Below are 25,246 nucleotides of genomic sequence, written 5' to 3' on the forward strand. Positions count from 1 at the left end.
AAGTTCTCGGCGATTTCCTCTTGCCAGATATCGCCAAGCCTCTATGGTTAATAGTGGACTTTCCCGATTGTGGGATGGTTCTGTGCGTGTCAAAAACGCCATGTGTCAGCTTCAAGCCACGATGAAAATCATCATTTTTACTCATGTAATTGGCCCTGGGCGGGTAGGCGCGAGCCTGTTTGTCCCCCTACGAGAGAAGCCTGCTGTGACGATACTCAAACCCCTATTAGCCAGAAACCGCAGTTGGGCGCTACAACAGCGTCAGCGGAATCCCCAATACTTCCATAAGCATGTCGCCGGCCAGCAGCCGCAGGCGCTGTGGATCGGCTGTTCCGACAGCCGGGTCCCCGCCGAGGTGCTGACCGGCGCACACCCCGGCGAGCTGTTCGTTCATCGCAATATCGCTAACATGGTGCTCGAGGATGACGATAGCCTGATGAGCGTCATGCAATATGCGCTGGAATACCTGCACGTCTCGGCGATCGTGCTGTGCGGCCATTACGGCTGCGGCGGCGTTCAGGCGGCGGTGGCGCTGCCGCAGATGCCGCTGGCGCAGGAAAACAGCGCGCTGGCCCGGCGCATGGCGCACCTGCGCGCCTCGCTGGCGGATAACCTGCAGGCCTATCAGCAATCGGACGCCGACGACGCCAGCCGCCTGAATCAGCTGATCGAAGCGCACGTGGTGACCCAGTTTGCTCATCTGATCGCCAGCGAGCCGGTGCGCCGCCGCTGGGCGCAGGGGGAGGCGCTGGACGTTTTCGGCTGCGTTTACGATCTGCAGGAAGGGCATTTGAAAGAGCTTATCCATCAGAACGCTGCGGAGGTGGGCCATGAACTTAAGCACTCTGCGTAACGATATTCCCGCCGGGATCGTGGTGTTTCTGGTGGCGCTGCCGCTCAGCCTGGGCATCGCGCAGGCCAGTGGGCTGCCGCCGTTCGTCGGGCTGCTGACCGGGGTGATCGGCGGCATCCTGGTGACCCTGCTGAGCCCGTCGCGTTATGCCGTCAGCGGCCCGGCGGCCGGTTTGGTCACCATCGTCGTTGGGGCGATGGAAACCCTCGGTTCCTTTTCCCTGCTGCTGGTGGCGCTGATCATGGCCGGGGCATTGCAGCTGATTTTCGGCCTGCTGCGCGCCGGCCGCTGGATCTCGCTGGTGCCCGGTACGGTGATCCAGGGCATGCTGGCGGCGATCGGTATTTTGCTGATAATGCAGCAGGTGCCGGTGGCGCTCGGTTATCAGGGGGAGGAGAGCCTGACGGCGCTGCTGGCCCAGGGCAGCGAACTGCTGTCGCCGGCATCGATAGTGATAACGCTGGTGGCGCTGGCTATCCTGTGGCTGTGGACCACCGCACCGATCAAGCGCATCCGGCTGATGAGCTTTATTCCCGGCCCGCTGGTGGCGGTGCTGTGGGGCAGCCTGGCGGTGGTGTTTGGCGAGCGGATGATGCCGGAAAGCCTGGGCAATATCCCGCGCATCGCGCTGCCTAAATTCGACAGCGCCGAAGCGCTGGGCGCGCAGCTGAGCCGCCCCGACTGGCAGGGCGCCTGGCGTAACCCGTCGGTTTACCTGATTGCGGTGACGCTGGCGCTGGTGGCCAGCCTGGAAACCCTGCTGAGCCAGGAAGCGTTGAAGAAGCTGAAGTCGCAAACGCCGGCGCCATCGCCGGACAAAGAAATGCGCGCGCAGGGCGTTGGCAATATGCTGAGCGGCTTTCTCGGCGGCCTGCCGATCACCGCGGTGATCGTGCGCAGTTCGGTCAACGTCAACGCCGGCGCGCGCAGCAAGGTGTCGATTTTGCTGCACGGCGTGCTGTTGCTGCTGAGCGGCCTGTTGTTCAGCGATCTGCTCAATACCATCCCGTTGGCCAGCCTGGCAGCGGTGCTGTTGTACACCGGCTATAAGCTGGCGGCGCCGGCGCTGTTCCGTGCGCAGTGGCGCCAGGGGTTGCCGCAGTTCGCGCCCTTTATCATCACCGTCGGCGGCATCATCGTCTTCGGCATGCTGGCGGGCATCGCCCTCGGCCTGATGGCGCAGCTGCTGTGCAGCACTTACAAAAGCCACCGCAATGCGCTGCAGCTGAGCCGCTATGACGACCACTATGTGGTGCGTTTCCACCAGAACCTGACGTTTCTGCATAACCCGCGGCTGCACAGCCTGCTGGCGCAGATCCCGGATAACTGCGTGGTGATCGCCGAGCATGACAACGCCGACTATATCGATCCGGACGTCCGAGCCGTACTGGCGGACTTCGGTGCCGGCGCGGCCAACCGCGGCATTCAGCTGAGCCGCTGGCCGGTGTAATCGGCCGCCCTATCGGCCGCCGTCATGGTCACCCAATCGGGTGACCATTTTTTTATGCGACTCATTTATCTTTTTGTTATTAATCAATTATTTTTATTTTTGTAAGAATTTTCTTATACCAGGCGCTGTGCTAAAATTCCCCTGCTTAATGCGGGCTAATTATTGATTAATTAGCTGTTCACGGCGAGGGAGTCATGAAGTATATAATTAATAATAATATTAAGTATCATGAAGATAGGTCAGAGCTGGCCCCGCTGCATGACCATGTCGAGCCGTTGCAACTGACCGCGACCCTGAACCGCCTGCTGTCGGCCCTGGTAAGAAACAATAATCAGGTGCTGTCTCGCGAGACGCTGTTGATGCAGGTCTGGGAAGCGCATGGCCAGGTCGCCTCCGGCAACAACCTCAATAATACCATTTCTATCCTGCGCAAAATGTTCGCTTCGCTCGGCGAAGAGGAGATTATCGTCACGCTGCCGCGGCAGGGCTTTATGTTTACCGCCGCCACGCTGGAAACGGCGGACAGCCAGGCCGAAACGCCGATGGAGCCAGAGCCGGCCGCCGTTTTGGCGCCCCGCCCCCCACGCCGCCATACAGGCGGCAGGCTTGCCGGCCTGGCCGCGTTGGCGGTGCTGGCGGCGGGCAGCCTGACCTGGGCCTGGCGGGACACGGGCTACCCGCAGCTCAGCGCCATCGATGCGGGCAAAATCGACAGCTGCGACGTGCGGTTCCTCACCTCTTACCATAAGCCCGGGAGTCGCCAGATCGATTTGGAGCATCTGCGAAACATGCTCAAGCGCCGGCCGCATATTCAATGCCAGGAACCGGCGACGCTGCTCTATTACGATACGCAGACGATAGCGCCAAACGGCTCCGGACAGACCCGAACCTCCTATTTTTATTATTGTCCGCAGTCGCAAATGGCGGATGGCAATGCGCAATGTGAGAATTTCTATGAAAGCTGGGACCGCTAATTTGATCAAGCGTTACGGCTACGGGGCCGCGGCGTTGCTGGCTATCGGCGGCTGCGCCGTCGCCGCTTACCTGTTATTTTTCAAGCCGCAAATTCCTGAATGCCGGGCGGTTGAACACCTGACCGACAACGTTGCCGGGCGCACCATTGAACGCGTGCTGCTGATTAGCCTGGTGCCCGATGGCCGCCGGCAGCTGACGGTGTTGCTGAACGGCAGAATTGCCGACGGAAAGGATCGTTACGTGGTCGAACGCGCCCTGGTGATGGACTACCAGCGGCAGGGAAACAACTATTCCCTGTTGGTGAAGGAAAATATCAAAAAATCGCAGGACAACGTGGAACGCGCGGACCTGAACCGCCGCCTGCCGGAGAAGGGCCAGCGGCTGCATTTACGCATTGAGCAGATCGACAGCCGGCATTTCCTGGTGGCCGATAACCATGCGCCGTTTTACGTGTGCGTCGCACCCTAAGAAAAATCCCCTTGGTGATGCCAAGGGGATCGAGTACATCAGGGACCTGGCGGGATAATTCTTACAATATCAAGGCTGTTTTTTATCGATATAATTGTAAATGCACGGGCTGTTGATTTCTCTTGGGCAGAAGGTCAGCAGCTCGGTGTCGTTCTGCGTAGCCTCATCGCGAATATTATCGTAATAATACACGTCGGCCTTACCCCGACAGTTAAAACCGGCCTGCCGAATAATCTGCTTTATCTTCGCCAGATCCCCGCCCCCATAATTCATGCCGTAAATCTGACAACGTTCATAATTGCCTAATGGGTACATGCTGACGCGGGTGCTGTTCTGATAAATCATCATGGCGGAAAACAGCACCAGGCAGACGAGGAACGTCATGATCATTCGCCGCAGCGAGCGCGGCGCGCCATGCGTGTTATCCCCCGAGCTTGTCGGCTCATTCGGCGCAGCGCTCTCCTCCGCGGTCTTTCCCTTTACGCTTCCGCCGTCATTAGTATTTATTTCATGAATGATATCGGCAGTAAACTTAAAGCCCTGGCGCGGGTAGGTGATAATAAGCTCCTCTTCGCCGAACTGCGCCAGCGATTTGCGCTGCCCAGAAACATAATTATTCAGATTATTGTTGGACGCTTTCAACCCATGCTCTACCCACACCTCATTAAGCAGCTTATCGCGCAGCAATAGAACATTATTATTGCGGATAAACAGCGACAGCAATCTGGCGCTGGGCTTGAGCAGAACTATTTTAGTCGTCGAATTATCGATATGCGCCAGCGCGCACTCCTCCTCATTGTAGAGGACATTGTTGTTTATATAGAAAATCATTTTTTCAACCTATCAACTTACCTGTCGAGAGATGATTCTGAGACCTGTGTGTTCTTTTTTCAATCCTCTCCAATACCGGTCAATGAGATTTATCCCTATATTTCTATAATTACTATTAGGCGCATGCGGAATTATAAGTTTAAAAAAATAATCTTCTATATTTAATGGATAATTATCAGCATTAAAACCTATGTAAATTGCATTATCTTTGTACAAATCCTGTGTTTTTGTCTTTTTGCGATATAACATTTTATTTTGGCGTTGAGGGCGGTAAATTTGTTGCCACTGATACGGAGCGTGGAAATGCCGTGTGTCAGCGAGATAACCGATGCACCGACAATTAAACAGCTAACCGAGCGCGATAATCACCGGGCGCAAACACAGGAGCCGCCTGTTGCTTATCGAATTAATTGTCATTTATTACAACCTCTGCTTACTAAGGAATGTAAGGGATTATTATGAAACTGAATAAAATTATGATGGCAGCCGTACTGGCTTTCGGCGCTTCTTCCATGATGGCTCAGGCAGCGAACCAGGGCAGCGGCAGCGTTACCTTCACCGGTGAAATCATTGATGCGCCTTGCTCCATCGCCCCAGGCAATATCGACCAGACCATCCCTCTGGGCCAGATTTCCAACCTGAGCCTGAAAGACGGCCGTGAGTCTGAAGTCAAAGAGCCGTTCAAAATCGTACTGGAAGACTGTACTTCCGCTACCGCTCAGATGGTTCAGACCACCTTCACCGGTGAAGCCGGCGGCGCCGACGGCAAAGACATGAAGATGGTCGGTCTGGGCAGCGGCAGCACCGCCAAGGGCGCCAGCATCGTGATCACCGACGATCACAACGCTAACGCCGTGGTTGAGCTGGGCACCAAAACTGCAGGCCAGATCATCAAGGCGGGCGACACTGGCGCTGAGCTGAAATACCACGCCTTCCTGAAAGGTAACGGCGGTTCTCTGAACACCATCACCCCGGGCGCCTTCACCAGCGTGGTTAACTTCGCGCTGAGCTACCAGTAATAGTTTTACCCCATTGATGCCAGCATGCGGGATACCCCGCATGCTTTTTCCCCGGAATGGATTCATTTTTATAAGGGATAACGCATATGGCCCCCATTGGCAAAAGTTTAATGGCGCCTTCCCTATTGGCCGTAGTTTTTATGACTCAAACGATGCCGGCGACGGCTGCGGTTATTGGTTGGGGAAGGGTCAATATGGAAGGCGCTATTGTTAACGCAGCCTGCGCAATTGAATCGGCAAGCCGTGACCAGACCATCGACATGAAAAGCCTGCCGGTGGAGCAAATATTCCGCGATGGGCACGGGTTAACCCGACCCTTCACGGTGCAATTAGTGAACTGCGGGCTGTCGGGTGATGATGTGGCTATTTCAGGGCGCCAGCACTTTCGCATGATATTTGACGGCAACGCAGAAGGGAAAACCTTCGGCGTAATCGGCGATGCCCGCGGCGTGGCATTGCGCATTGCCGACAGCGCGGGCAAAGAGGTTTATCCCGGGGTACCGATGTCGATAGAAAATACCCTGACCAAAGATTATCGCTTGAATTATTCAATGCAACTGGTGGCTAACCGCCAGGTATTACGCGCAGGGGATTACCGATCCGCCATTCGTTTTAAATTGGATTATTACTGATAAAGGTTGGCGGAACCATGGATGCGAAAAAAATAAAATCGGGCGCACTCCCGTTAAGCTTATTAGGACTATGCATTTCTCTGGCGCTGTGCAGCCTGGCGTTTCAGGGCCGGGCGGATGACGCGATTCAATTCAATACCGACATCCTGGATATAAACGATCGAAAAAATATCGATCTCAGCCGCTTTTCCAAGGGCGCCTTTATTATGCCGGGCAAGTACAACATGACGGTATTGATGAACAAGCAGTCGTTGGATGAACAGCCGGTGGCGTTCTATCCGCCGGAAAACGATCCCGACAGCAGCGTGCCCTGCGTTTCGCCGCAGCTGGTTGAACAAGTGGGCTTTAAGGCCGAGTTCCTCAAGCAGCTGCGCTGGTGGCATGACGCGCAGTGCCTGGATCTCGCCAGCCTCAACGGTATCGAGGCGCGGGGCGATCTGGCGGTATCGGCGCTGTATCTGAATATTCCCCAGGCCTATCTGGAATATTCCTCGCCGGACTGGGATCCGCCGGCGCGCTGGGACAACGGCATTCCCGGGCTGCTGCTGGACTACAACCTGAATGGCCAGGCGCAGAGCAACAGAAACGGCGGCGGCCAGACGCAGCGGCTGGGCGGCAATGGCGTGGTGGGCGCCAACCTCGGCGCCTGGCGGCTGCGCGCCGACTGGCAGACCAGTCTCAATCATCAGACCGGTTCGGGCGAGTCGAGCCAGAAGACGTTTGACTGGAGCCGTTACTATGCATTTCGCGCCCTGCCGAAGCTGGGCGCGCGGCTGGCGCTGGGCGAGGACTATCTGCAGAGCAACCTGTTCGACAGCTTCCGCTTTACCGGCTTCAGCCTGGTGTCGGACGACAACATGCTGCCGCCCAACCTGCGCGGCTATGCGCCGGAGGTGACGGGCATCGCCAAAACCAACGCCAAGGTCACCATCAGCCAGCAGGGGCGGGTACTTTATGAGGCGCAGGTCGCCGCCGGGCCGTTCCGCATCCAGGATCTCAGCGATTCGGTGATGGGCAAGCTGGACGTGAAAGTGGAAGAACAGGACGGCAGCGTGCAGCAGTTCCAGGTGGATACCGCCAGCATTCCTTACCTGACCCGCCCCGGCATGGTGCGCTACAAGCTCGCCGGCGGCAGGCCGTCGAACTGGGAGCATAACCTGCAGGGGCCAACCTTTGCCGCCGGCGAGTTCTCCTGGGGGGTCAGCAACGGTTGGTCGCTGTACGGCGGGGCCATCGCCGGCGGCGATTACAACGCGCTGTCGCTGGGGTTGGGGCGCGACCTGTTGGCGTTCGGCGCGCTGTCGTTCGATACCACCCAGTCGCGGGCCAGGCTGCCGAGTGAAGACGGCACCAAAAGCGGCGGCTCGTACCGCCTGAGCTATTCCAAAAGCTTTGACGAATACGACAGCCAGGTCACCTTCGCCGGGTATCGCTTCTCGGAGCAGGACTTCATGACCATGAGCGAATACCTGGATGCGCGCTATCACGGCCTGCAAAACGGTAAAAGCCGGGAGATGTACACCATCACCTTTAACAAGCAGTTCCGCGATCTGGGGGTCAGCACCTATCTCAACTACGACCACCAGACCTATTGGGATAAGCCGACCAGCGAACGCTACAGCCTGGCGATGTCACGCTATTTCGACCTGGGCTCGTTCAGGAACATGAGCGCGTCGTTAACCGCCTATCGCAACAAGGCCCGCGGGGCCAACGACGACGGCATGTATCTGAGCCTGTCGGTGCCGTGGGGGGTGGATTCCAACCTCAGCTACAGCAGCGCGTGGAACCGCAACAGCAACAGCCAGCGGGTGGGGTATTACCAACGGCTGGACGAGCACAACAACTATCAGCTGAGCGCCGGCAGCTCGCGCAGCGGCGAATCCGCCAGCGCGTTCTACAGCCATGAGGGCGACGCGGCGCGTATCGACGCCAACGTCAACTATCAGGGCGGCCAGTATTCCTCCGTCGGCATGAGCCTACAGGGAGGCGCGACCTTCACCGGCCAGGGGGCGGCACTGCACCGCAACGGCACCCTGGGCGGCACCCGCCTGCTGCTGGACACCGACGGCGTAGCCGGGGTGCCGGTGCGCGGCTATGGCGCGACCACCCGCACCAACATGTTCGGCAAAGCGGTGGTGGCGGACGTCAGCAGCTATTACCGCAGCCGGGCGAGCATCGATCTGAACAATCTGGCGGACGATGCCGAGGCGACGCAGTCGATGGTGCAGGCCACGCTCACCGAAGGCGCGATTGGCTACCGGCGTTTCAACGTGATCGCCGGCCAGAAAGCCATGGCGGTGATCCGCCTGGCGGACGGCTCCACGCCGCCGTTCGGCGCCGAGGTGTTCAACCGCCGCCGGCAGCAGACCGGGATAGTGAACGATGGCGGCAGCGTGTACCTGAGCGGTATCCGCGCCGATGAACGGATGACGGTGCATTGGGAAGGGAAGGCGCAATGCGAGATTGACCTGCCGGCGGTACGCACGGACGTCGCCCTGAGCGACCTGCTGCTGCCGTGCCGGCCGGTGACTGCGGCGCAGGAAGGCTAAGCCGCAGCCGCCCCCTGAAAACCAGTAAGTGCAACCTTGACCAAATGGAACCTTTTTATGCGAAACAACACTGTAAACACGCTGTCGGTAGCCGGCCTGCTGACCACCACCCTGCTGAGCGGCCAGGCGCAGGCCGCCATCGCGCTGGACCGCACCCGGGTGATTTTAAACGGCGGCGATAGCGCGGTCAGCATGACCATCAGCAATAAAAATACCCAGCTGCCTTATCTGGCGCAGGGCTGGCTGGAAAACGAGCAGGGCGACAAGATCACCAGCCCGCTGATCGTGCTGCCGCCGGTGCAACGGGTGGAGCCGGGCGCGCAGAGCCAGGTCAAGGTGCAGGCGCTGCCGGGCGTTAAGGCGCTGCCGCAGGACCGCGAGAGCCTGTTCTATTTCAACCTGCGCGAGATCCCGCCAAAGAGCGACAAGGCCAACACGCTGCAGATCGCCCTGCAAACGCGCATCAAGCTGTTCTATCGCCCGGCGGCGATCGTGCCGAGCAAAAGCAGCGCGTTCGCCCCGTGGCAGGAGCAACTCACGCTAACCCGCCAGGGCGACGGCTTTAAGGTCAATAACCCGACCCCGTATTACATCACGCTGGTCGATGCCCGCAGCAGCAAGAGCGGCAAAACCGCCGCCGGCTTTGAGCCGCTGATGGTGCCGCCGAAGGGCAGCGTGGCGTTGGGCGCTTCCGGCCTGGGCAACGCACCGGTGCTGACCTACGTCAACGACTACGGCGGCCGCCCGGATCTGGCCTTCAAGTGCGGCGCCGGCGAATGCCAGGCGGTGCCAGAGAAGCAAGGGTAACCGGAGCCGGCAACGGCGCTCCATCAGTTGAAGCGGCAGGGGAAAATAATGAAAAGGAACGGCACGGGCTACGGCAGCCACAGGAAAGGAGGGGTAACGGGGCGAGCAGGCCAGATGGCGCTGCTGACGCTGGCCCTGATGATGAACCCCGAGGTGCAGGCGGAGCAAGGCAATAACGGCATGCTGTTGGTGCATGGCGCCCTGACCGAAGGCGCCTGCCGGCTGGAAATGTCTTCGGCCCGCCAGGATATCTGGCTGGGCGACGCCACCACCGGCAGCCTGGCCACGCCCGGCAGCCGTACGGAACCGGTGGCCTTCCAGCTGCGGCTGCGCGACTGCATGCGCATGGGAGCCGCCATCAGGGATCCGCGCCTGGGTTATCGGCTGTGGGATGCCTACCAGCCGGCGGTGACGGTGAGCTTCACCGCCCCGGCCGATGCGGATAACCCGCAGCTGGTGCGGGTACAGGGCGCCAGCGGCCTGGGGCTGCGCCTGCTGGATGCCGATAAGCAAGACGTGCGGCTGGGCAGCCGCAGCCGGCCGCAGCTGCTGGCGCTGGGCGATAACGGCCTGCGGTTTTACGTGATGGCGGAGCGCACCCGCGCGCCGTTGGTGGCGGGGGCCTACCGTGCCGCGATTGATTTTCGGATGAACTATGACTGAGGTGAAGGCAATGGGCTACCTATGGCGACGCAGGCTGCAAACCGGCGCTGAATATCTGCGCCTGGGCTGCACGCTGGCGGCGACCGCCGCCGCCGCCTCGGCGTTAACCCTGCTGGCGGTGTTGTTCATCGGCCAGCCGGCCCGGGCCGCCACGGTGGATATCACGGTAAAAGGCGTGGTGATAGCGCAGCCAAAATGTGAAATCAACGGCGGCAAGGACATAGAGGTGTCGTTCGGCGAACTGAATATCGCGGATATCGACGGCGTCAACTACGGCAAACGCAAGATCCCCTATCAGGTGGTCTGCAATGGCGATACCTCCGGCGTCAATGGGTTTATGAAGGTGAAACTGCAGGGCAACGGCCCGGATTTTGGCGACGGCCTGCTGCGCACCGACAACAACGATTTGGCGATCAAGCTGCTGTTCCAAAATACCCAGCAGCTGAAGCTGAATGAATGGCTGAATTTTTACTATCCCATTTTGCCGGAACTGCATGCCGTACCGATCAAACGCAGCGGCGCCACTTTGCGAGGGGGGGACTTTTCCGGTTCCGCCACATTACTAGTAGAGGTTCAATAAGGAGATGAACATGAAACACTTTCCGGGGTTGGCCGCCTTGGCCTGCATGGGGTTACTGGCCGGCGGCGTTGCGCAGGCGGTAGAGGTGAAATTTAGCGGCAGGCTGGTGGAGCAGCCAGACTGCGTGCTGAACGCGGGTAAAGATATCGCGGTTAATTTTGCCGATGTCGCGGTCAAGAAGATCGACGGCGTCAGCTACAAGAAAATGGAAATTCCTTATACCGTCTCCTGCTCCGGCGGTTCGCCGAACAGCGGCCAGTTGAAGGTGATGCTGGATTTCACCCCGGTATCCTGGGGGGATTACAACCCGCTGCAGACCACCATTCCCAACCTGGGGCTGCGCATCGTTCAGGGCGCGGGGGATACCACCTACGTCAGCAAGACCAAGCTGTCGACCGACGAGGCCAACCCGACCAAGCTGTACGCCGTGCCGATCGGCCGCCCGGGGGCGTTCCTGGCAGCAGGCGATTTCAGCGGTTCGGCCACCATGACCGCCATGTATGAGTGATGGGTTCTTTGCTGCTGGGGCTGGTCCTCGGCAGCTTAATTTCAAGTTGGCTTTAGCCTATGCGCGAAAGCCAAAAAAAGCATAATTCGCATAAATAACAAATACCTGACGTTGGCTTTTATAAACATATTAAAAATGGTGCCAGAATGAAAAAGTTCTACTGTTTATTCGCTTTGCTGTTTAGCAGCTACACATGGGGAAATGGCGCCTACCATGATGTCAGCTTTAATTTTAATACCAACAATGCAGCGCCGGGAGGTTATGCTCAGTATGACATAACCCCGATAAGTATTTCACCATTAGCACCATTTAAAAACTACTGCGCTAGCAACGGCAACGGCAGTCCCGGTCAACCCTATTATACCTGTCAGACAGCCATAATCGTTTACACTTTAAATGCCAGCGGGGGTAGGCATTCTACAATTTATTCTGGATCGCTACTAGATACTAAAATTACGGGCGCTCGTCCTGGTGACACCATAGGTGAGTTAGTACCTGCCATGCAGTTATTCGGTGGGTTTGGGAAAACGTCTAGCAGCGCTATATACTATAGCCCTGCTATAGTGGGATACCAGACTTGTATAGTTCATCAGAAAATTAAGAATGGGGTAATATCTGCGTTTCAAGCGTATGACTGTGGCCCCGCCCAACCACTTAAAACGACGTGCAATATCACTGACAGCAACGCCATTGTGGATTTCGGCACTTTCGGTAACGATGAGAAAACGCGGCGGGCCAACGGTTCATTCCGTATTGACTGCTCAAACGATGCCTTTATGCGCATTAAGTTTAGCAGCAATGTCGATAATATCGCTTTAAGCGAGGATAAAAAATTAAGCGTTAGCCTGAAAATTCGCGACAGCACGCCTGGGAATAGTAGCATGGAGAGCCTGATCAAAGTGCCTGGCGGTGGCGTAGATGTGTTTATCGACGGCGAATTGAAAAATGACAACTCTTCACATGCCGGTCCGTTTTCCGCCTCTGTGGTGGCGATTGTCGACATAGTGTAAACGACATTTTTCCGGATAATGGCACAGTCTGATATTGATAAAATTGTCGTAACCATTGCAATGCCGTTATTTAATTTTCGGGAGGTTAAAAATGAAAACCGTTAATATTATTATTGATGACGACAATCGCTATTTCGCCACGGGCCTGCGGCTGAGTATTGCAGAATATGCGCGGGCCAATAATAAGGCGGTTTGTTTTTTAACGCCGGACAGCGAAGAATGTCCGGACGTGCTGTTCGCCTCATCCACCCGTTGCGCGCAGCGGGGTTGCACGCCATGGCACGCCGGCGCAGTGGCGCAGAACGTGGCCATTGAGGAGAGAAGAAGCGCCGTCTCCAGGGATACCCGGCGAATATTGCGCAGAACGGCCCGGCAAAGCGAGCTGTTTTTACTGCTGGAGAAAATCTTCGCCCATGCGCAGTACGCGCGCGCCAGCACGCTTCGCCGGTTAACGCAGCGTGAACAGCAGGTGGTGAGCTACCTGCGGCGTGGGTTCGGTCAATCGCAAACCGCCAGGGTGCTGGGGGTCAGCGTGAAGACGGTTCATAGCCATAAACGTTCGGTGATGCAGAAAATGAACATCTCTAAAAAACACGACTTTATTCATTGGATGATTAACGGGCAGGCCGCCGAGTAGCCGATTATCTTACTGATATATAGTTAGTTAGCTTTAATGGACGACATGGAACAATTAATTTCGGTGAGGGTGACAATGTGAAAAAATTCTGTTTAATAATGTTGCTAGGATGCTCATTTGGCGCTAATTCTACATTCCATGAGGCGGATGTTCGTTACAATGGTCCCGCTTCAGGCTACTATAGCTTCACGATAACTACGTATAACGTGTCCCCATTGCTAGATATTCCCAATATGTGTAATGGGGCAAAGTATGCTTGTGACGTACGGTTGATTATGCAAGCGGTAATCGGCTGGAACCCTACACACATTATGGCTTCGAATCTTTTGGTTGATAAAAACCCACCCAGTTCGTGCCATACAGCGGATTGCAATGTTTCTCTTACAGGTGCGAGAACCCTCGGTGAGTTAGTCCCTTTAATGAAATACCGCGGGGCATTCGGTAAACCGAGTACACAATTTGCTGCGTACTCTCAGCGCTATCGAACCTGTATTCTCGTCACTTGGGTTCAGGCGCAAACTACTTCTCAATATTATGTTGACTGTAGTCCAGTTAAAGAGACTAATGCAGGTTGTGATATTAATGACGATAATGCAATTATTGATTTTGGTACCTTCAGTAATGACGTTAAGACCCGGCAGGCTAATGGGTCATTCCGTGTTCACTGCGCGAACGATTCTAATATACGCGTTAAGTTCTTATCCAATTCAACCAAGATATCTTTAAGCGATGACGGTAAACTCAACGCGGGTTTGAAAATCCGTAACTCGACCCCCGGTTCGACAGAACTGGAAAGTTTTATCAAGTTGCCTGCCGGCGAACAAAAAATATTTATTGATGCTGAATTAAGCAATGATAAAACTTCGCATGTCGGACCATTTTCCGCATCAGTGGTAGCCATCGTGGAAGTAGCATGAATATGCTTTATATAGCCGTTAGCCTTGGCAAGGTGTTTCCCATCAATATACGAGTGCTTTAATACTCGCTGAGTTTTTCGAGTGTGAAAATGTTAATTTTGCATTTATTAACTGACAGGTCGCTGAGCCATTGCTTATCTGCACGAGTTTCTATTTTTTATTTTTTTTCTGGTTTAAAATTATGTCTGATTATTTTTTTATTTTACTGTCGCTGTTTTTGTTATTAACCAGCGTGTTTTCATTTCGTATGCATTTCAAGGCGATAAGCAAAAGGAAAGTTTTTTCCGACAAGCGTTAGCCGATAATATGTAAAGCTGACAATCACCGCTTACGCCATCTGTACCACAGGGAAATAACCCATACCGGGTTATGCAACAAGGTAAAAGGAGAGAGAGTATGAAGAAAAAGACCATGCTGTTGGGCTGCGCGCTGTTGGTGTGTTCCCAGTTGTCTTATGCCGGCCTGGTGATTGAGGGCGGCATTAATGGCAATACCGGCGGTGGCGGCGGAAGCTCCGTCGACGTTGGCATTAACGGCAGCACCAACGGCAACAACGGCACCGGCGTGAACATCGGCGGCCAAAACGGCGCTCAGAAACCGGGTTCTTCCGCCAGCCAGCTGCAAAAAGACATTTACGCCTCGATTTGCGCCAGCCCGTTTATGAAGAAATACGCCGCCATCTGTCAGTAAGGCTAATGTGAGCAAGCCCGCCTCTGCGGCGGGCTTTTTAGGTTCGCTGGCTTTTCAATTCACCGGCCCCGATTTTATATAGGCGATGCCTTGTTCGTCATATAAGGCGTAGATCATCCGCAACAGCGTCCTGATATCTTCCGACTCATCCAGCATCCGGGTGCTCATGATAATCGGGGAAACCAGACGTTGCTCGTCCAGCGCGTTGTAGACCACGTCCGGGCGTTGCAGGCTGTGCAGGCAGTGCGGCACCAACGCGATGCCTTCGCCTGCGGCGACCAGCCCCAATGCGACCTGGAGCTCCCGTACTTCCATAATTCTTCGCGGCACCAGCGCGCGATCGCGAAATATCGCCAGCACCTGATCGGCAAAGCTTGGCCGGGGCGCCTGCGGGTAAACGATCAGCGTTTCCGCCTGCAGCGCGCGCAGCGTTAATCCCACCGAACGCGCCAGCGGATGATCGGCCGCTAAAGCCGCCATTAAGGCTTCTTCACGCAGGATTATGCGGCGTATATGGCTGTCATCATGGCGAATACGGCCAAATCCCACATCGATTTTCCCCTCTTTAAGCGCACGGATCTGCTCCAGGGTGGTCATTTCATGCAGCGTCAGGCCCACCTCGGGGTGGGTGGTGCGGAAACGGCGTATCAGCCGCGGCAGAATGTCGTAGAGCGTTGAGGCGACAAAACCGAGCGACAGCGGGCGCTCTACCAGCCCCACGCGTTGGGTCATGGTCTTCAATTCGAGGCTGTGGGCCAGAAATTGCAGCGCGTGCCCATAGAGGAAGCGCCCGGCCTCGGTCAGCGCCAGCGGGCGGGAACCGCGCTCAAACAGCGTCACCCCCAGGCTGGCTTCCAACTGCTGAATTTGCCGGCTGAGCGGCGGTTGGCTGATATGCAGGCGTTCCGCCGCGCGGCTGAAATTCCGTTCCTCGGCGACGGCGATAAAATAGCGTAAATGACGCAGCTCCACGATTATGCCTTCAAGGTATCAATACGATGCAAAATGAATGTTAGACGAGCGCCGCCGTGGGCGATATCGTCGCGAATGCACGGGTAGGGCTAATTAACCCAGGAATTGATCAACTCATCATAGGCGTTTTTTGGCTTTTACTACAGAGTGAAATCATCGTTAATGTTTATTCTTTTTATATATAAATGGAACGTATAAGTTCAACCTGTTATTTATTATTTGCGATGTATTCATGGTTGAGCGCGGATGCACTGCTCAGGAGCCGTTATGTCTCAGGATGATATATGTTTCGTGGATATTAACCCAATAATAGATAATGCAAAGCTGAATAATACGCACCGACTGACGGTGTTTTGGTGCGCTTTTATTATTGTTTTTGACGGTTTCGACCTCGCTGTGCTGGGGGTGGTGTTGCCCAGACTGATGGCCGACTGGGGCATCACCGCCGTACAGGCCGGCCTGCTGGGCAGCTATACGCTGGTTGGCATGATGCTCGGGGCGATTTTTTTAGGCCCGCTCTCAGACAAAATAGGCAGAAAGAAAACCATCAGTCTTTGCATTATTATCTTCAGCCTGTTTACTTTTCTTTGCGGTTTTAGCGTTAATGCCGGCCAATTCGGCTGGTGTCGTTTTATCGCCGGCATGGGGTTGGGGGGCGTAATGCCCAGCGTGACGGCCCTGACGAGCGAATATTCACCTAAAAACAAACGGAGTCTGATGGTTGGGTTAATGTTCAGCGGTTATTCTATCGGCGGGATGCTCGCCGCCCTGTGCGGTATCTATTTAATTCCGCTCGCCGGTTGGCAATCTATATTTTATATTGCGGCGTTACCCCTTATTTTCTTGCCCTGGATGCTGATCCACCTGCCTGAGTCTGCCGCCTTTCTGGTTAAAACCAGACAGGTTGACCGTTTAAAGTGCCTGCTGGAAAAGATAGCCCCCGACTATATCCATCAGCCCGGGACCGAGTTTATCAACCCGTCGGCAACGGGTCTAAAGCCGGGAAGGGCAACCTTGAAGGACCTGTTTGCGCAGCGCCGGGGCCTGAGCACCCTGATGTTCTGGCTGGTCTTTTTCATGTCGCTGTTTGTCATTTACGGCATGACCTCCTGGCTGCCCAAGCTGATGCTGCAGGCCGGTTACCCATTAGGTTCGAGCCTGTCGTTCCTGTTTGCCCTGCACCTGGGGACCATCGCCGGCGCGCTGAGCAGCTGCTGGCTGATGGATAGGCTATGCGGCAGGCGCGTGCTCATCGGCTATTTTTTGCTGGGGGCCATCACTCTGTTGCTGCTGGGCATTCAGGCGCCGATACTCATGCTGTATTCGCTGCTGATTGTTGCGGGTGCCAGCACCATTGGTACGCAAATAGCGATGAGCTCCTATGTCGCGCGTTTTTACCCCGGAACCATGACCTCAACGGGCCTGGGATGGGGGCTGGGCATTGGCCGCATTGGCGCCATTCTGGGGCCGTTCGTTGGCGGCCTGTTGATTGACGGGGAGCTGACGCTGCAGCAAAACTTTATGGCTTTCGCACTGCCTTCGCTGCTGGCGGCCGTCTGCCTGTTTTTCGTCAATCCGCGGCTGGCGGCATCCTGAAAGTGCCATGGGGGGGCTTATGGCGATGCCATACCCCGGAAAGCAACAAAACCGCCCTAAGCGGGTTGTGCTAAATAGGGCGACCGGACCCGGACGACCAGTGTTTGCGCCGGGTTGAACAACGCTTCAGCGTTGGCCCTCAAGCCGGTATATCACCCTGCGTTACCTGTCGCGAAATGCATTGTGCAGCAGTCGCCACATATGATGAGCCGCCGGGGTAAAGCGCCGGTCAGAGCTGCGCAGCAGATGGCACTGGGCGCTGCTGGCGATGGGGTGATCGAGCGGCACCGCCACCAGAGAACCCTGCCGGACAGGATCGGCGGCGGCATAGGCAGTCATAAACGAAATCCCCAACCCTGCCTGACTCAGCCCCATGGCGGTGGAAAACTGATTACAGCGATACGCCGGGTGAAATTGCAAGCCCAGACTTTTGAACATCGCATTCATGTGCCGCTGAAGACCGAAATTTTCCGTCAGCGCAATCAGCTGATAATCGACCAGCTCTTCAATGGTAATGCTACTGCGCCCGGCAATCGGGTGCTGCGGCGAGACTACCGCGCAGATTGGCCCCCACTGAACGCTGTGCCGTTTAAGTTCCGGCGTGCCAATCGGTCCGAATGCCAGAGCCATATCGGCTTCGCCGCTGACAATATCGTTGAGCATCTCCTGCATGCTGCCGACCACTATGTCGACAAAAACCTGAGGATAAGACCGGGCAAACTCACGCATCACCCCTTCGATAAATGCGCTGATAAGCCCGCCGCCGATGCGTACGGATATGGTACCTCCGCGCATATGGCGTAGGTCTTTGAGCTGGCTTTCCAACTTCTCACGTCTCTGGCGGCTGGTAAAATGGTCCTCTGCCAGCAAGCGGCCCGCTTCGGTCAGTACCACATTTCGCCCACGTCGCTCCAGCAGCGGCAACTGCAGTGCCCGCTCCAGTTGGGCAATCTGTCGGCTAATCACCGACGGGTTAACGCCAAGAATATCTGCCGCACGGCGGATACCGCCCTGGTTGCCCACTTCATACAGATAGCCGACCTGTCTGTCCTGATACATTTTTACCTTCCTCCCCGATCGTTGACCTGAGGGCAACAATAACATCATTAATCGGATATTTATCATCATGATTGAATGGTGATAATCGAATTAACCGCTCACTTCTTGATATGAATGAAAATACACTGCTGAAAAAACCGATTCGCCCCAAAAGGGGGCCCGGCAATGGTGAGCGGGCATTTTGTTAGAGCGTGTGTTCGGCGTTTTTTAAATGATTTTTCGTTAATGTTTCTTTTTGTTCTCTGTATTTTATGGGAGGGGGTTGTCGCGTAAAAAATCCCGGCAAAAGGTTTTAATTTTATCTACCGGCTATTCAGGCACGGATCCTGCTTGGTAACAGGGGATTGTCATCTGATTATTTTGAAGAGAGATGTTATGAGCGAATCGAAAATCTTGGAGAAGCCCGAAAAAGAGCCTGCTGATGAGTGGAAAGTCGGGCCTGGCGCCTGGCTCTCCCTGGTTATTGTCCTGCTGGTTTTCTCCGGCTTCTTTTTCAAAGTCGAGGGTATGGCGTGGCTGGGGGCGTTCGACTTCACTACGCTGGGCGGCGCGTTCGGCACCATGAAGTCACCGGAAACCAACACCTTTATCGGCAGCGGCGGCATCAGCGCGAAAGCCGGTTTTCTTTTTGCGCTGTCGCTGGTGCCCACGGTGATGCTGGCGCTGGGGTTGCTGGAAATTTTCACCCACTACGGAGCGATCCGTGCGGCGCATAAGTTGCTGACACCGCTACTGAAACCGCTGCTCGGGATCCCGGGTTACACCGGGCTGGCGTTGATCACCGATTTGCAAAGTACCGATGCCGGCGCGGCACTGACTAAAGAGCTGTATGACAGCGAAAAAATTACGCGTAAAGACGTGGTGATTATGGGGGCGTGGCAATATTCAGGTGCCGGGTTAATTAACAACTATTTCTCCATCGGTTCGGCTATGTTCGCTTCGCTGACCATCCCGATAATTATTCCATTGGTGCTGATGTTCGTTATGAAGTTCGTTGGCGCCGTCATGGTTCGCCTGGCATTAAATACTGTGTATAGGGGGGATTTCGACAATGAGTAATACCACAAAAGTCTCTGGTAACCCGTTCGATATTTTTGTTATTGGTGCGCGTAAAGGATTTAATATCGCCATCAATAACCTGATGCCGAATGTATTAATGGCATATGTGATTGCTGAAATGCTGAATTTACTCGGCGTGATGCAGGCCATCGGTCATATTTTTTCGCCGTTAATGGGGGTGTTCGGCCTGCCGGGCGAAGCTATCTCCGTGTTGCTGACGGCCTGGCTCTCGTCGTCGGCAGGCACTGGCGTTGCTATCAGCCTGCTGAGCAAAGGCACGCTGGATATCGGGCAGATCACCATCCTCGCGCCAGCCATTTTTTTAATGGGTTCGCAGCTACAGTATATGGGCCGTCTTTTGGGGGTAGCCGATGTCCCGAAGAAGTACTGGCCGCTACTGATGGTCGTCAGCATTCTCAACGCGGTTATCTCTATGCTGATAATGCGAGTTATTGCTTGAATGAAGCACATAAGGAGTAAGACGTGTCACGCACACTAGATCACTTTAATTACCTGCATCAGATCCCGGAACTCGGGTTCGAAGAGTATAAAACCTCCGCGTATATCGCGGGGGTACTGGAGGCCGTGGGCTACCAGGTCACGCGCCAGGTTAATGGAACTACCGGTATCATGGCCGTTCTGGATAGCGGCAAACCGGGGCCAGTGTTGGCGCTGCGTGCCGATATGGATGCGCTCGGACATATTATTGATGGCGAGCATGTGGCGCGCCATACCTGCGGCCACGATGGTCACTCCTCTGTGGTGCTGACCACCGCCCAGGAAGTGATAGCGGAGGGCCTGGTGAAAAAGGGCAAACTGAAGTTTATCTTCCAGCCGGCCGAGGAGCTGGGCACCGGTGCAATCGCCCTGACCGAGGGCGGCGTACTGGAGGATGTTGATATGCTGCTCGGTTTCCACCTGCGCCCGTTGGAAGAGTGCCCGCTGGGGCAGGCGGTGCCGGCGATGTATTACTCAGCCTCAGCCACCGTTGAAGTTATATTCCATGGAAAAGCAGCGCACGCCGCGCGCCCTCATCTTGGCGTGAATGCGCTAGATGCTGCCGCTCATGCGGTACAGGCGGTCAACGGTATTCACCTTGCGCCATCGCTGACCTGGAGCGCGAAAGCCACGCGTTTTCTCTGCGACGCCGGGGTCACCAACTCTATTCCGGACAAAGCGCTGGTGTGCTGGGATTTGCGTGCGGCTGAAAACGAAGCCATGGATGCGTTAAAACCGCAGGTGTTGCGCGCTATCGAGAGTAGTGCAGCAGCCTACGGCGCACGGGCTGAAATACGTATTCTGAAAGAGATGCCGGCAGCGATCATTGATGACGAGGCAACCGAAGTTGTCTCCCGCGCTATTCGCAGCGTGTTCGGAGACGCCGGGCTGACCGCGCCAAAATCGACACCGGGCAGTGAAGATTTCTTCCACTACCTGCGTTTGCGCCCGCAGGTTAAGGGCGGTTTTTGGGGGCTGGGAGCCAACCTGACGCCAGGGCTGCATCACCCGGAAATGCACTTTGATCGCGACGCACTGGCGCTCGGCGTTAAAGTGTTTAAAGCCTGTGTTCAGGATGTGCTGGGCCGATCCGGCGACGCTGCGCCTTCGGTCCACGATCTGAAAAATAAGCAGTGATTTGTTGCCGGATGAGGCAAACGCTTATCCGCTGAAACTGCGGATGGACAACGGCCCGGAACTGGTCTCGCTGGCGCAGTGGGCCGAAGAGCATGGCGTGATGCTGGAATTTATCAAACCGGGAAATCACAGAGCGCTGGCTGACGGAATGCAACAGCGAGCGGCCTCATGAATCCCTGAATAGCCTGACACCGGAAGAGTACCGGCTGATGACAGAAAAACCGGAAACCTCAAAAAGTGCGTAGAACTAAATCGGGTGAGCTTACAGCTCCACCTGGGCGATTTGTGCGAGAGATTTGGAGGCAATTAGGCTTGTTAGGGATTACAACATAAACCACCGGCCAGTAGGCCGGTTTTTTTTTACTAAGATCACGGTATACTGGCTTTGCTGACAGGGAGGGGGTATTGCGTGACGATAACTGAAGAAGCATTGCTTAGGTCTGGTTTCACAAAAGAAGAGTTGCAAAAACTCAGGTACTATATGGACTCTCAAGGTTCTACACTTGATATTTTGCTCCCTGCGCTTGCAAATCGTTTCAAAGGGATTGGTATTCTCTCAGCCATACTTATGGCTTTGTTCATTCTGGCGGTATGCTTCGCTTCCCCAGAAAATATTATCTCATCGGGTGTTTCAGTACTGTTTATCTTTGGTATCTTCTGCTGGATGACCCCACTCAAACTGGCTTACAAAGCCTGGCGTTTTAAGAGGGGTTATTATCGATAGTCAGCAAGTCAAAAACGATTTTTGCGTTTATACCGTATCCGATGACTTTCATGGTAAGTTTTGGTCGGCTCATTGAGTCCATTTTTCTGTAAAAATCCGAGCGCACAAAATAGAACAAACGCCAGGCACCAGGTTTTCGAAGTAAACCAAAAACACTGTACGCATTCGCAGCAAGACTTACCGTTTTATAGGCTGCCAGGCCACTATCTCCACGAAACCCCATAAATTCCGCTACAGACATCGCTGTGTCCGCAACAAATCCCTGCGAGTCAGTTTTGTTCAACAATTGGTGATTCACTTCTCTGGATACGGTATTAGCTGCGTCGACCACGAGTGTAGCGCCTAACAAGACGCCTACAGGTGTCATGGAACTCACAAGGATCAACCCACCTGCAGCCTGCAGGCCAGCTAAAACAACCTGTACTGCTGAGATTACATAGCCAACAACGTTGTTGTCTTCTTTGATGAACTCAACCTTGGCATAAAGCTGTGCTGCTTTCGTCTTGAGTAAGCGAGCCTGTTCAAGGAGGCTTTCGTTCTCTGCCCTTAGATTTTTTAAATAGGAAATACCTTCTTCGTCGGACTTCGCTTTGCGGGCAAGAGAAAATTGCTGAGTGATGAAAGACTTAATGTCTTCCATAAACTGAATTCTGGTGAGCCCATCCTGGAGGTGATTAGCCGCCACCATGTTCGCGGTATTAATGAGTTTTCGAGCTTCCAGATTAATCATGGTCGCCGACCAAGCGTTAGTCCGTTGTCCTGTAAGGAGTGAAATATCCATTTATATCCTTATTAACGATTTGTGATAGCGTCGGCCAAAAGCATATAACAAGGTGTGTTCGTTTGCATATGTTCTTGCGGCGCAGGTCCGGCGTAGCGAAAGTTTCTACGAGCCAATAACGCTTCCGCGTTGCTTCTGATCTCCTGACCTTGGTCCAAATTCAGTGCAAACCAAAACTAGAGATCTTCGTCTTTATACAGGCTCCGTTTAACTCTGCCGGAGTATCAGCCACTGGCGAGGCCTGCGGTACCGAACAACATCAGAGAAATGATGGTCGGAATTTGCGCCGGATTGAACAATGCTGCAGCCTTGGCCCGCAGGGGGAGGCCTTCAGGCCGAATAATCGAACGAAGTTCGATGGAGAGTCCGCGGCCCAGAAAGCAAAAAACCCGCCATGGGCGGGTTCTTCTAAATATGGTGCCCGGACTCGGAATCGAACCAAGGACACGGGGATTTTCAATCCTCTCTTCGCTAGCAAGTTGAATTATCGCAGTGTGAAATTAGTTTCTGCATCGAATTTGTACTCATCGAATACTTTATTCGAGTGTACACATGGAAAATATCGTCACAAAAGACACTGTTGTTTCTAACAGTACTAAGCCGCAAATCGTGCCTATGGTTTCAACCAAAGGCGGAGAAGGTAAATCCACTCAAAGCGCCAACCTTGCCGGCTTCCTTGCCGATGCAGGTAAAAAGGCCCTCCTTATCGACGGCGACCACTCCCAACCTACCGCGAGCAGCATTTTCTCCCTGGAATATGAAGCACCCAACGGTTTGTATGAACTGTTGATGAAGACAGTTGACCTCAGCCATCCCGAACAAATCATCTCCCGTTCTGTTATCCCTAATCTTGATGTCATTGTTTCCAACGATCCCCATGACCGTTTATCTTCCGCCATGCTGCATGCCCCTGATGGCCGCATGCGCCTGCGGAATGTTCTGCAGCACCCTTTGTTCAACGAGTACGACGTCATCATTATTGACTCCAAAGGTGCGGCGTCTGTGATGCTCGAGCTGATTCTGGTTGCCAGCACGCAATTCGCTGTTGGGGTTATCAAGCCTATACTGCCGGACACCCGTGAGTTTCTGCGTGGCACATTGGGGTTGATGGAAGGATTATTGCCGCTGACCTGCTACGGCATCGCGTTACCCCGTATCCGTATCCTGACCAACTGCATGGAGTACACCAATCTGGATTGGCAGACTCTGGAAAGTTTGCGCGGCATTATCGCAAACGGCCAATATCTGCGTGCAGATGCCTTCGATGTCTCCCTCCTCGACACAATCATCCCCAAGCTTGAAATTTACAAAATGGGGCATGCTTCTGGTCAACCCGTTCACCGTCTCGAAAAAACCACAGTTCGCACATCTACACCGGCAGCCGCTGACACCATGCATAGGTTGGCTTGTGAGCTGTTCCCTCTATGGAAATCAGACTTTGATGCACTACTGGCCGGAAAGTCGGAGGTGCAGCCATGAACCAGACCACAGCCAATATCCCTTATTCCTCCGATGCTGAGCAGGCCGTTCTCGGCGGCTTGATGTTGGATAACGAGCGGTGGGATGACGTTCTCCCATTGGTTGGCGAGCGTGATTTTCATCTGGCGGCACATCGCCGAATTTTCCAGGCTATGGCTCGCCTGATGGCTGTCCAGCAGCCGATTGATTTGATAACGCTCCATGAATCACTGGAACAAAAGGGTGCACTCGAGCAGGTAGGTGGTTTTGCCTATCTGGCGGAGTTGTCTAAAAACACGCCGAGCGCCGCCAATATTGTCGCCTATGCCGAGATTGTCGCTGAACGCAGTCGACTGCGCAGCCTGTTACAACTCGGGCGTGAATTGAGCGCTGATGCGGCCAATCCCCGTGCAGAATCTGCTGCTTTGACCGAACGGGCAGAACAGCAATTGTTCCAGCTCTCCGAGCAAACCCAGTCACAGCAGAATGTCAGCCTGACGGATGGGTTGAATGCTGTGGTGACCTATCTGGAGACGGTGAACGGCGGCAATGGTATCACCGGTACCCCGACCGGTTTCTCAGAGCTTGATGTGATGACGTGTGGTCTGCAGCCCGGCGATTTGGTTTTGCTTGCTGCACGGCCGTCGATGGGGAAAACCGCCTTTGCATTGAGCGCTTACACCGGCGCGCTTCGTGGCACGGAAAAACCTGCATTTTTCTTCAGCCTGGAAATGCCGCGCGAACAGCTGCTTCAACGCCTCATTGCTGTAGATGGGCGGGTTGAACTTTCACGTCTGCGCAGTGGCCAGTTGGATGATGAAGACTGGGCCCGTATTTCTAAAGCGATGGATCGGTTGTTGCCATTGGAAAACCGCCTGATTATTGACGATGAGTCATTTTTGACCCCCGCACTGTTGCGGTCCAGGGCGCGGCGCTACACCCGATTGTACGGTAAGCCGGGTTTAATCATGGTCGATTACCTGCAGTTGATGCGTTGCCCAGGGCAGGAGAACCGCACCCAGGAAATTGCGGAAATTTCCCGCAGTCTGAAAGCGTTGGCCAAAGAACTCGACTGTCCCGTCGTAGCGCTGTCTCAGCTGAACCGTCAGTTGGAAAGTCGTGCTGACAAACGCCCGTTCAATGGTGATTTGCGTGACTCCGGTGCATTGGAGCAGGATGCTGATGTGATCGCGTTCATCTATCGTGATGAGGTGTATTACGCGGATTCTGATGATGCCGGTACGGCAGAAATAATCATTGGTAAACAACGGCAGGGGGCAACGGGTACCGTTCGCGTCAAGTTTGAAGGGCAATTCACCGCGTTCAGTGACTTCCACGACGGTCAGTATGACCAATACTCGGGGAGGGCGTAA

26 protein-coding genes and 1 pseudogene are annotated in these 25,246 nt (G+C 54.9%); 23 read left to right on the forward strand and 4 right to left on the reverse strand.

Translation table 11 applies throughout. The features are described 5' to 3' along the window. Nucleotides 1-205 precede the first annotated feature (205 nt). The 4 genes from CKW09_RS01545 to CKW09_RS01560 all read left to right on the forward strand — a co-directional run bounded on the left by CKW09_RS01545 (nucleotide 206) and on the right by CKW09_RS01560 (nucleotide 3,746). Nucleotides 206-853: a carbonic anhydrase gene (locus CKW09_RS01545; RefSeq protein ID WP_231922109.1), complete on the forward strand. Its 648-nt coding sequence runs from the start codon at nucleotides 206-208 to the stop codon at nucleotides 851-853. Continuing rightward, the gene (locus CKW09_RS01550; protein WP_061799691.1) at nucleotides 831-2,303 is read left to right on the forward strand and encodes a SulP family inorganic anion transporter; all 1,473 of its coding nucleotides are present in this window, start codon (nucleotides 831-833) and stop codon (nucleotides 2,301-2,303) included. The genes CKW09_RS01545 and CKW09_RS01550 overlap by 23 nt, the downstream gene beginning before the upstream one ends. 194 nt (nucleotides 2,304-2,497) lie before the next feature. Then, entirely contained in the window at nucleotides 2,498-3,277 is a 780-nt protein-coding gene (locus CKW09_RS01555; protein ID WP_061799689.1) for a winged helix-turn-helix domain-containing protein, read from the forward strand. Next, the gene (locus CKW09_RS01560; RefSeq protein WP_061799688.1) at nucleotides 3,258-3,746 is read left to right on the forward strand and encodes a hypothetical protein; all 489 of its coding nucleotides are present in this window, start codon (nucleotides 3,258-3,260) and stop codon (nucleotides 3,744-3,746) included. Before CKW09_RS01555 ends, CKW09_RS01560 begins: the two co-directional genes overlap by 20 nt. A gap of 69 nt (nucleotides 3,747-3,815) precedes the next feature. On the opposite strand, the gene CKW09_RS01565 is transcribed toward CKW09_RS01560, so the two are convergent. Next, nucleotides 3,816-4,577 (reverse strand): winged helix-turn-helix domain-containing protein, encoded by a 762-nt coding sequence (locus tag CKW09_RS01565; RefSeq protein ID WP_095095167.1) that lies wholly within the window; start codon nucleotides 4,575-4,577, stop codon nucleotides 3,816-3,818. 458 nt (nucleotides 4,578-5,035) lie between these two features. Here CKW09_RS01565 and CKW09_RS01570 point away from each other — a divergent pair, with 458 nt between their 5' ends. From CKW09_RS01570 to CKW09_RS01615, 11 genes are all read left to right on the forward strand, one after another. Continuing rightward, nucleotides 5,036-5,596 carry a fimbrial protein gene (locus CKW09_RS01570; protein WP_061799686.1) on the forward strand — a complete coding sequence of 187 codons (561 nt, stop codon included), beginning with the start codon at nucleotides 5,036-5,038 and terminating at the stop codon, nucleotides 5,594-5,596. An 86-nt stretch (nucleotides 5,597-5,682) separates the two neighbouring features. Continuing rightward, the gene (locus CKW09_RS01575) at nucleotides 5,683-6,228 is read left to right on the forward strand and encodes a fimbrial protein (protein ID WP_095095171.1); all 546 of its coding nucleotides are present in this window, start codon (nucleotides 5,683-5,685) and stop codon (nucleotides 6,226-6,228) included. 17 nt (nucleotides 6,229-6,245) lie between these two features. Then, nucleotides 6,246-8,777: an outer membrane usher protein gene (locus CKW09_RS01580; protein ID WP_061799684.1), complete on the forward strand. Its 2,532-nt coding sequence runs from the start codon at nucleotides 6,246-6,248 to the stop codon at nucleotides 8,775-8,777. A 57-nt stretch (nucleotides 8,778-8,834) separates the two neighbouring features. Then, nucleotides 8,835-9,584: a fimbria/pilus periplasmic chaperone gene (locus CKW09_RS01585; RefSeq protein ID WP_061799682.1), complete on the forward strand. Its 750-nt coding sequence runs from the start codon at nucleotides 8,835-8,837 to the stop codon at nucleotides 9,582-9,584. Nucleotides 9,585-9,632: 48 nt separating this feature from the next. Then, nucleotides 9,633-10,247 carry a fimbrial protein gene (locus CKW09_RS01590; protein ID WP_374188961.1) on the forward strand — a complete coding sequence of 205 codons (615 nt, stop codon included), beginning with the start codon at nucleotides 9,633-9,635 and terminating at the stop codon, nucleotides 10,245-10,247. After that, complete coding sequence (locus CKW09_RS01595) at nucleotides 10,240-10,827, forward strand: fimbrial protein (RefSeq protein ID WP_083950390.1); 588 nt, start codon at nucleotides 10,240-10,242, stop codon at nucleotides 10,825-10,827. The genes CKW09_RS01590 and CKW09_RS01595 overlap by 8 nt, the downstream gene beginning before the upstream one ends. Before the next feature lie 10 nt (nucleotides 10,828-10,837). After that, nucleotides 10,838-11,335: a fimbrial protein gene (locus tag CKW09_RS01600; RefSeq protein WP_061799679.1), complete on the forward strand. Its 498-nt coding sequence runs from the start codon at nucleotides 10,838-10,840 to the stop codon at nucleotides 11,333-11,335. Nucleotides 11,336-11,481: 146 nt separating this feature from the next. Then, nucleotides 11,482-12,345, forward strand: coding sequence for a hypothetical protein (locus tag CKW09_RS24380; protein ID WP_145957235.1), 864 nt, complete (start codon nucleotides 11,482-11,484; stop codon nucleotides 12,343-12,345). 91 nt (nucleotides 12,346-12,436) lie between these two features. Beyond that, nucleotides 12,437-12,982, forward strand: a complete 546-nt coding sequence (locus tag CKW09_RS01610; protein ID WP_095095180.1) for a helix-turn-helix transcriptional regulator — start codon at nucleotides 12,437-12,439, stop codon at nucleotides 12,980-12,982. A gap of 275 nt (nucleotides 12,983-13,257) precedes the next feature. Further along, a complete protein-coding gene (locus CKW09_RS24385; protein ID WP_145957236.1) occupies nucleotides 13,258-13,899 on the forward strand; it encodes an MrpH family fimbial adhesin in 642 nt (213 codons plus the stop codon). A 396-nt stretch (nucleotides 13,900-14,295) separates the two neighbouring features. Beyond that, complete coding sequence (locus tag CKW09_RS01615) at nucleotides 14,296-14,589, forward strand: hypothetical protein (protein ID WP_095095183.1); 294 nt, start codon at nucleotides 14,296-14,298, stop codon at nucleotides 14,587-14,589. A gap of 54 nt (nucleotides 14,590-14,643) precedes the next feature. On the opposite strand, the gene CKW09_RS01620 is transcribed toward CKW09_RS01615, so the two are convergent. After that, nucleotides 14,644-15,561 (reverse strand): LysR family transcriptional regulator, encoded by a 918-nt coding sequence (locus tag CKW09_RS01620; protein ID WP_095095186.1) that lies wholly within the window; start codon nucleotides 15,559-15,561, stop codon nucleotides 14,644-14,646. Nucleotides 15,562-15,828: 267 nt separating this feature from the next. Between CKW09_RS01620 and CKW09_RS01625 the strand changes: the two genes are divergently transcribed. Next, the gene (locus tag CKW09_RS01625; protein ID WP_095095189.1) at nucleotides 15,829-17,157 is read left to right on the forward strand and encodes an MFS transporter; all 1,329 of its coding nucleotides are present in this window, start codon (nucleotides 15,829-15,831) and stop codon (nucleotides 17,155-17,157) included. A gap of 162 nt (nucleotides 17,158-17,319) precedes the next feature. Here CKW09_RS01625 and CKW09_RS01630 read toward each other — a convergent pair whose 3' ends face one another. Next, the gene (locus CKW09_RS01630) at nucleotides 17,320-18,216 is read right to left on the reverse strand and encodes a LysR family transcriptional regulator (protein ID WP_095095192.1); all 897 of its coding nucleotides are present in this window, start codon (nucleotides 18,214-18,216) and stop codon (nucleotides 17,320-17,322) included. A gap of 375 nt (nucleotides 18,217-18,591) precedes the next feature. Between CKW09_RS01630 and CKW09_RS01635 the strand changes: the two genes are divergently transcribed. From CKW09_RS01635 to CKW09_RS24400, 5 genes and pseudogenes are all read left to right on the forward strand, one after another. Beyond that, on the forward strand, nucleotides 18,592-19,275 hold the full coding sequence (locus tag CKW09_RS01635; RefSeq protein ID WP_061799670.1) for a nucleoside recognition domain-containing protein: 684 nt from the start codon (nucleotides 18,592-18,594) through the stop codon (nucleotides 19,273-19,275). Then, on the forward strand, nucleotides 19,268-19,735 hold the full coding sequence (locus tag CKW09_RS01640) for a YjiG family protein (protein WP_061799669.1): 468 nt from the start codon (nucleotides 19,268-19,270) through the stop codon (nucleotides 19,733-19,735). Before CKW09_RS01635 ends, CKW09_RS01640 begins: the two co-directional genes overlap by 8 nt. 23 nt (nucleotides 19,736-19,758) lie before the next feature. Then, nucleotides 19,759-20,910 carry a M20 peptidase aminoacylase family protein gene (locus tag CKW09_RS01645; RefSeq protein ID WP_061799668.1) on the forward strand — a complete coding sequence of 384 codons (1,152 nt, stop codon included), beginning with the start codon at nucleotides 19,759-19,761 and terminating at the stop codon, nucleotides 20,908-20,910. A 28-nt stretch (nucleotides 20,911-20,938) separates the two neighbouring features. Then, nucleotides 20,939-21,155: pseudogene (locus CKW09_RS24775) on the forward strand (IS3 family transposase); the annotation flags it as partial. A 164-nt stretch (nucleotides 21,156-21,319) separates the two neighbouring features. Next, nucleotides 21,320-21,634: a hypothetical protein gene (locus CKW09_RS24400; RefSeq protein WP_129543568.1), complete on the forward strand. Its 315-nt coding sequence runs from the start codon at nucleotides 21,320-21,322 to the stop codon at nucleotides 21,632-21,634. Here the strand turns inward: CKW09_RS24400 and CKW09_RS01655 are convergent. Further along, entirely contained in the window at nucleotides 21,612-22,415 is an 804-nt protein-coding gene (locus CKW09_RS01655; RefSeq protein WP_095095195.1) for a DUF4225 domain-containing protein, read from the reverse strand. The genes CKW09_RS24400 and CKW09_RS01655 overlap by 23 nt on opposite strands. Nucleotides 22,416-22,967: 552 nt before the next feature. Between CKW09_RS01655 and CKW09_RS01665 the strand changes: the two genes are divergently transcribed. Together CKW09_RS01665 and dnaB-PI are read left to right on the forward strand one after the other, a co-directional pair. Continuing rightward, on the forward strand, nucleotides 22,968-23,894 hold the full coding sequence (locus CKW09_RS01665) for a ParA family protein (RefSeq protein ID WP_095095198.1): 927 nt from the start codon (nucleotides 22,968-22,970) through the stop codon (nucleotides 23,892-23,894). Further along, a complete protein-coding gene (gene dnaB-PI, locus CKW09_RS01670) occupies nucleotides 23,891-25,246 on the forward strand; it encodes an SPI-7-type island replicative DNA helicase (protein ID WP_095095202.1) in 1,356 nt (451 codons plus the stop codon). Before CKW09_RS01665 ends, dnaB-PI begins: the two co-directional genes overlap by 4 nt.

Origin of the sequence: Serratia ficaria (assembly GCF_900187015.1) — a bacterium.
Classification (GTDB): domain Bacteria; phylum Pseudomonadota; class Gammaproteobacteria; order Enterobacterales; family Enterobacteriaceae; genus Serratia; species Serratia ficaria.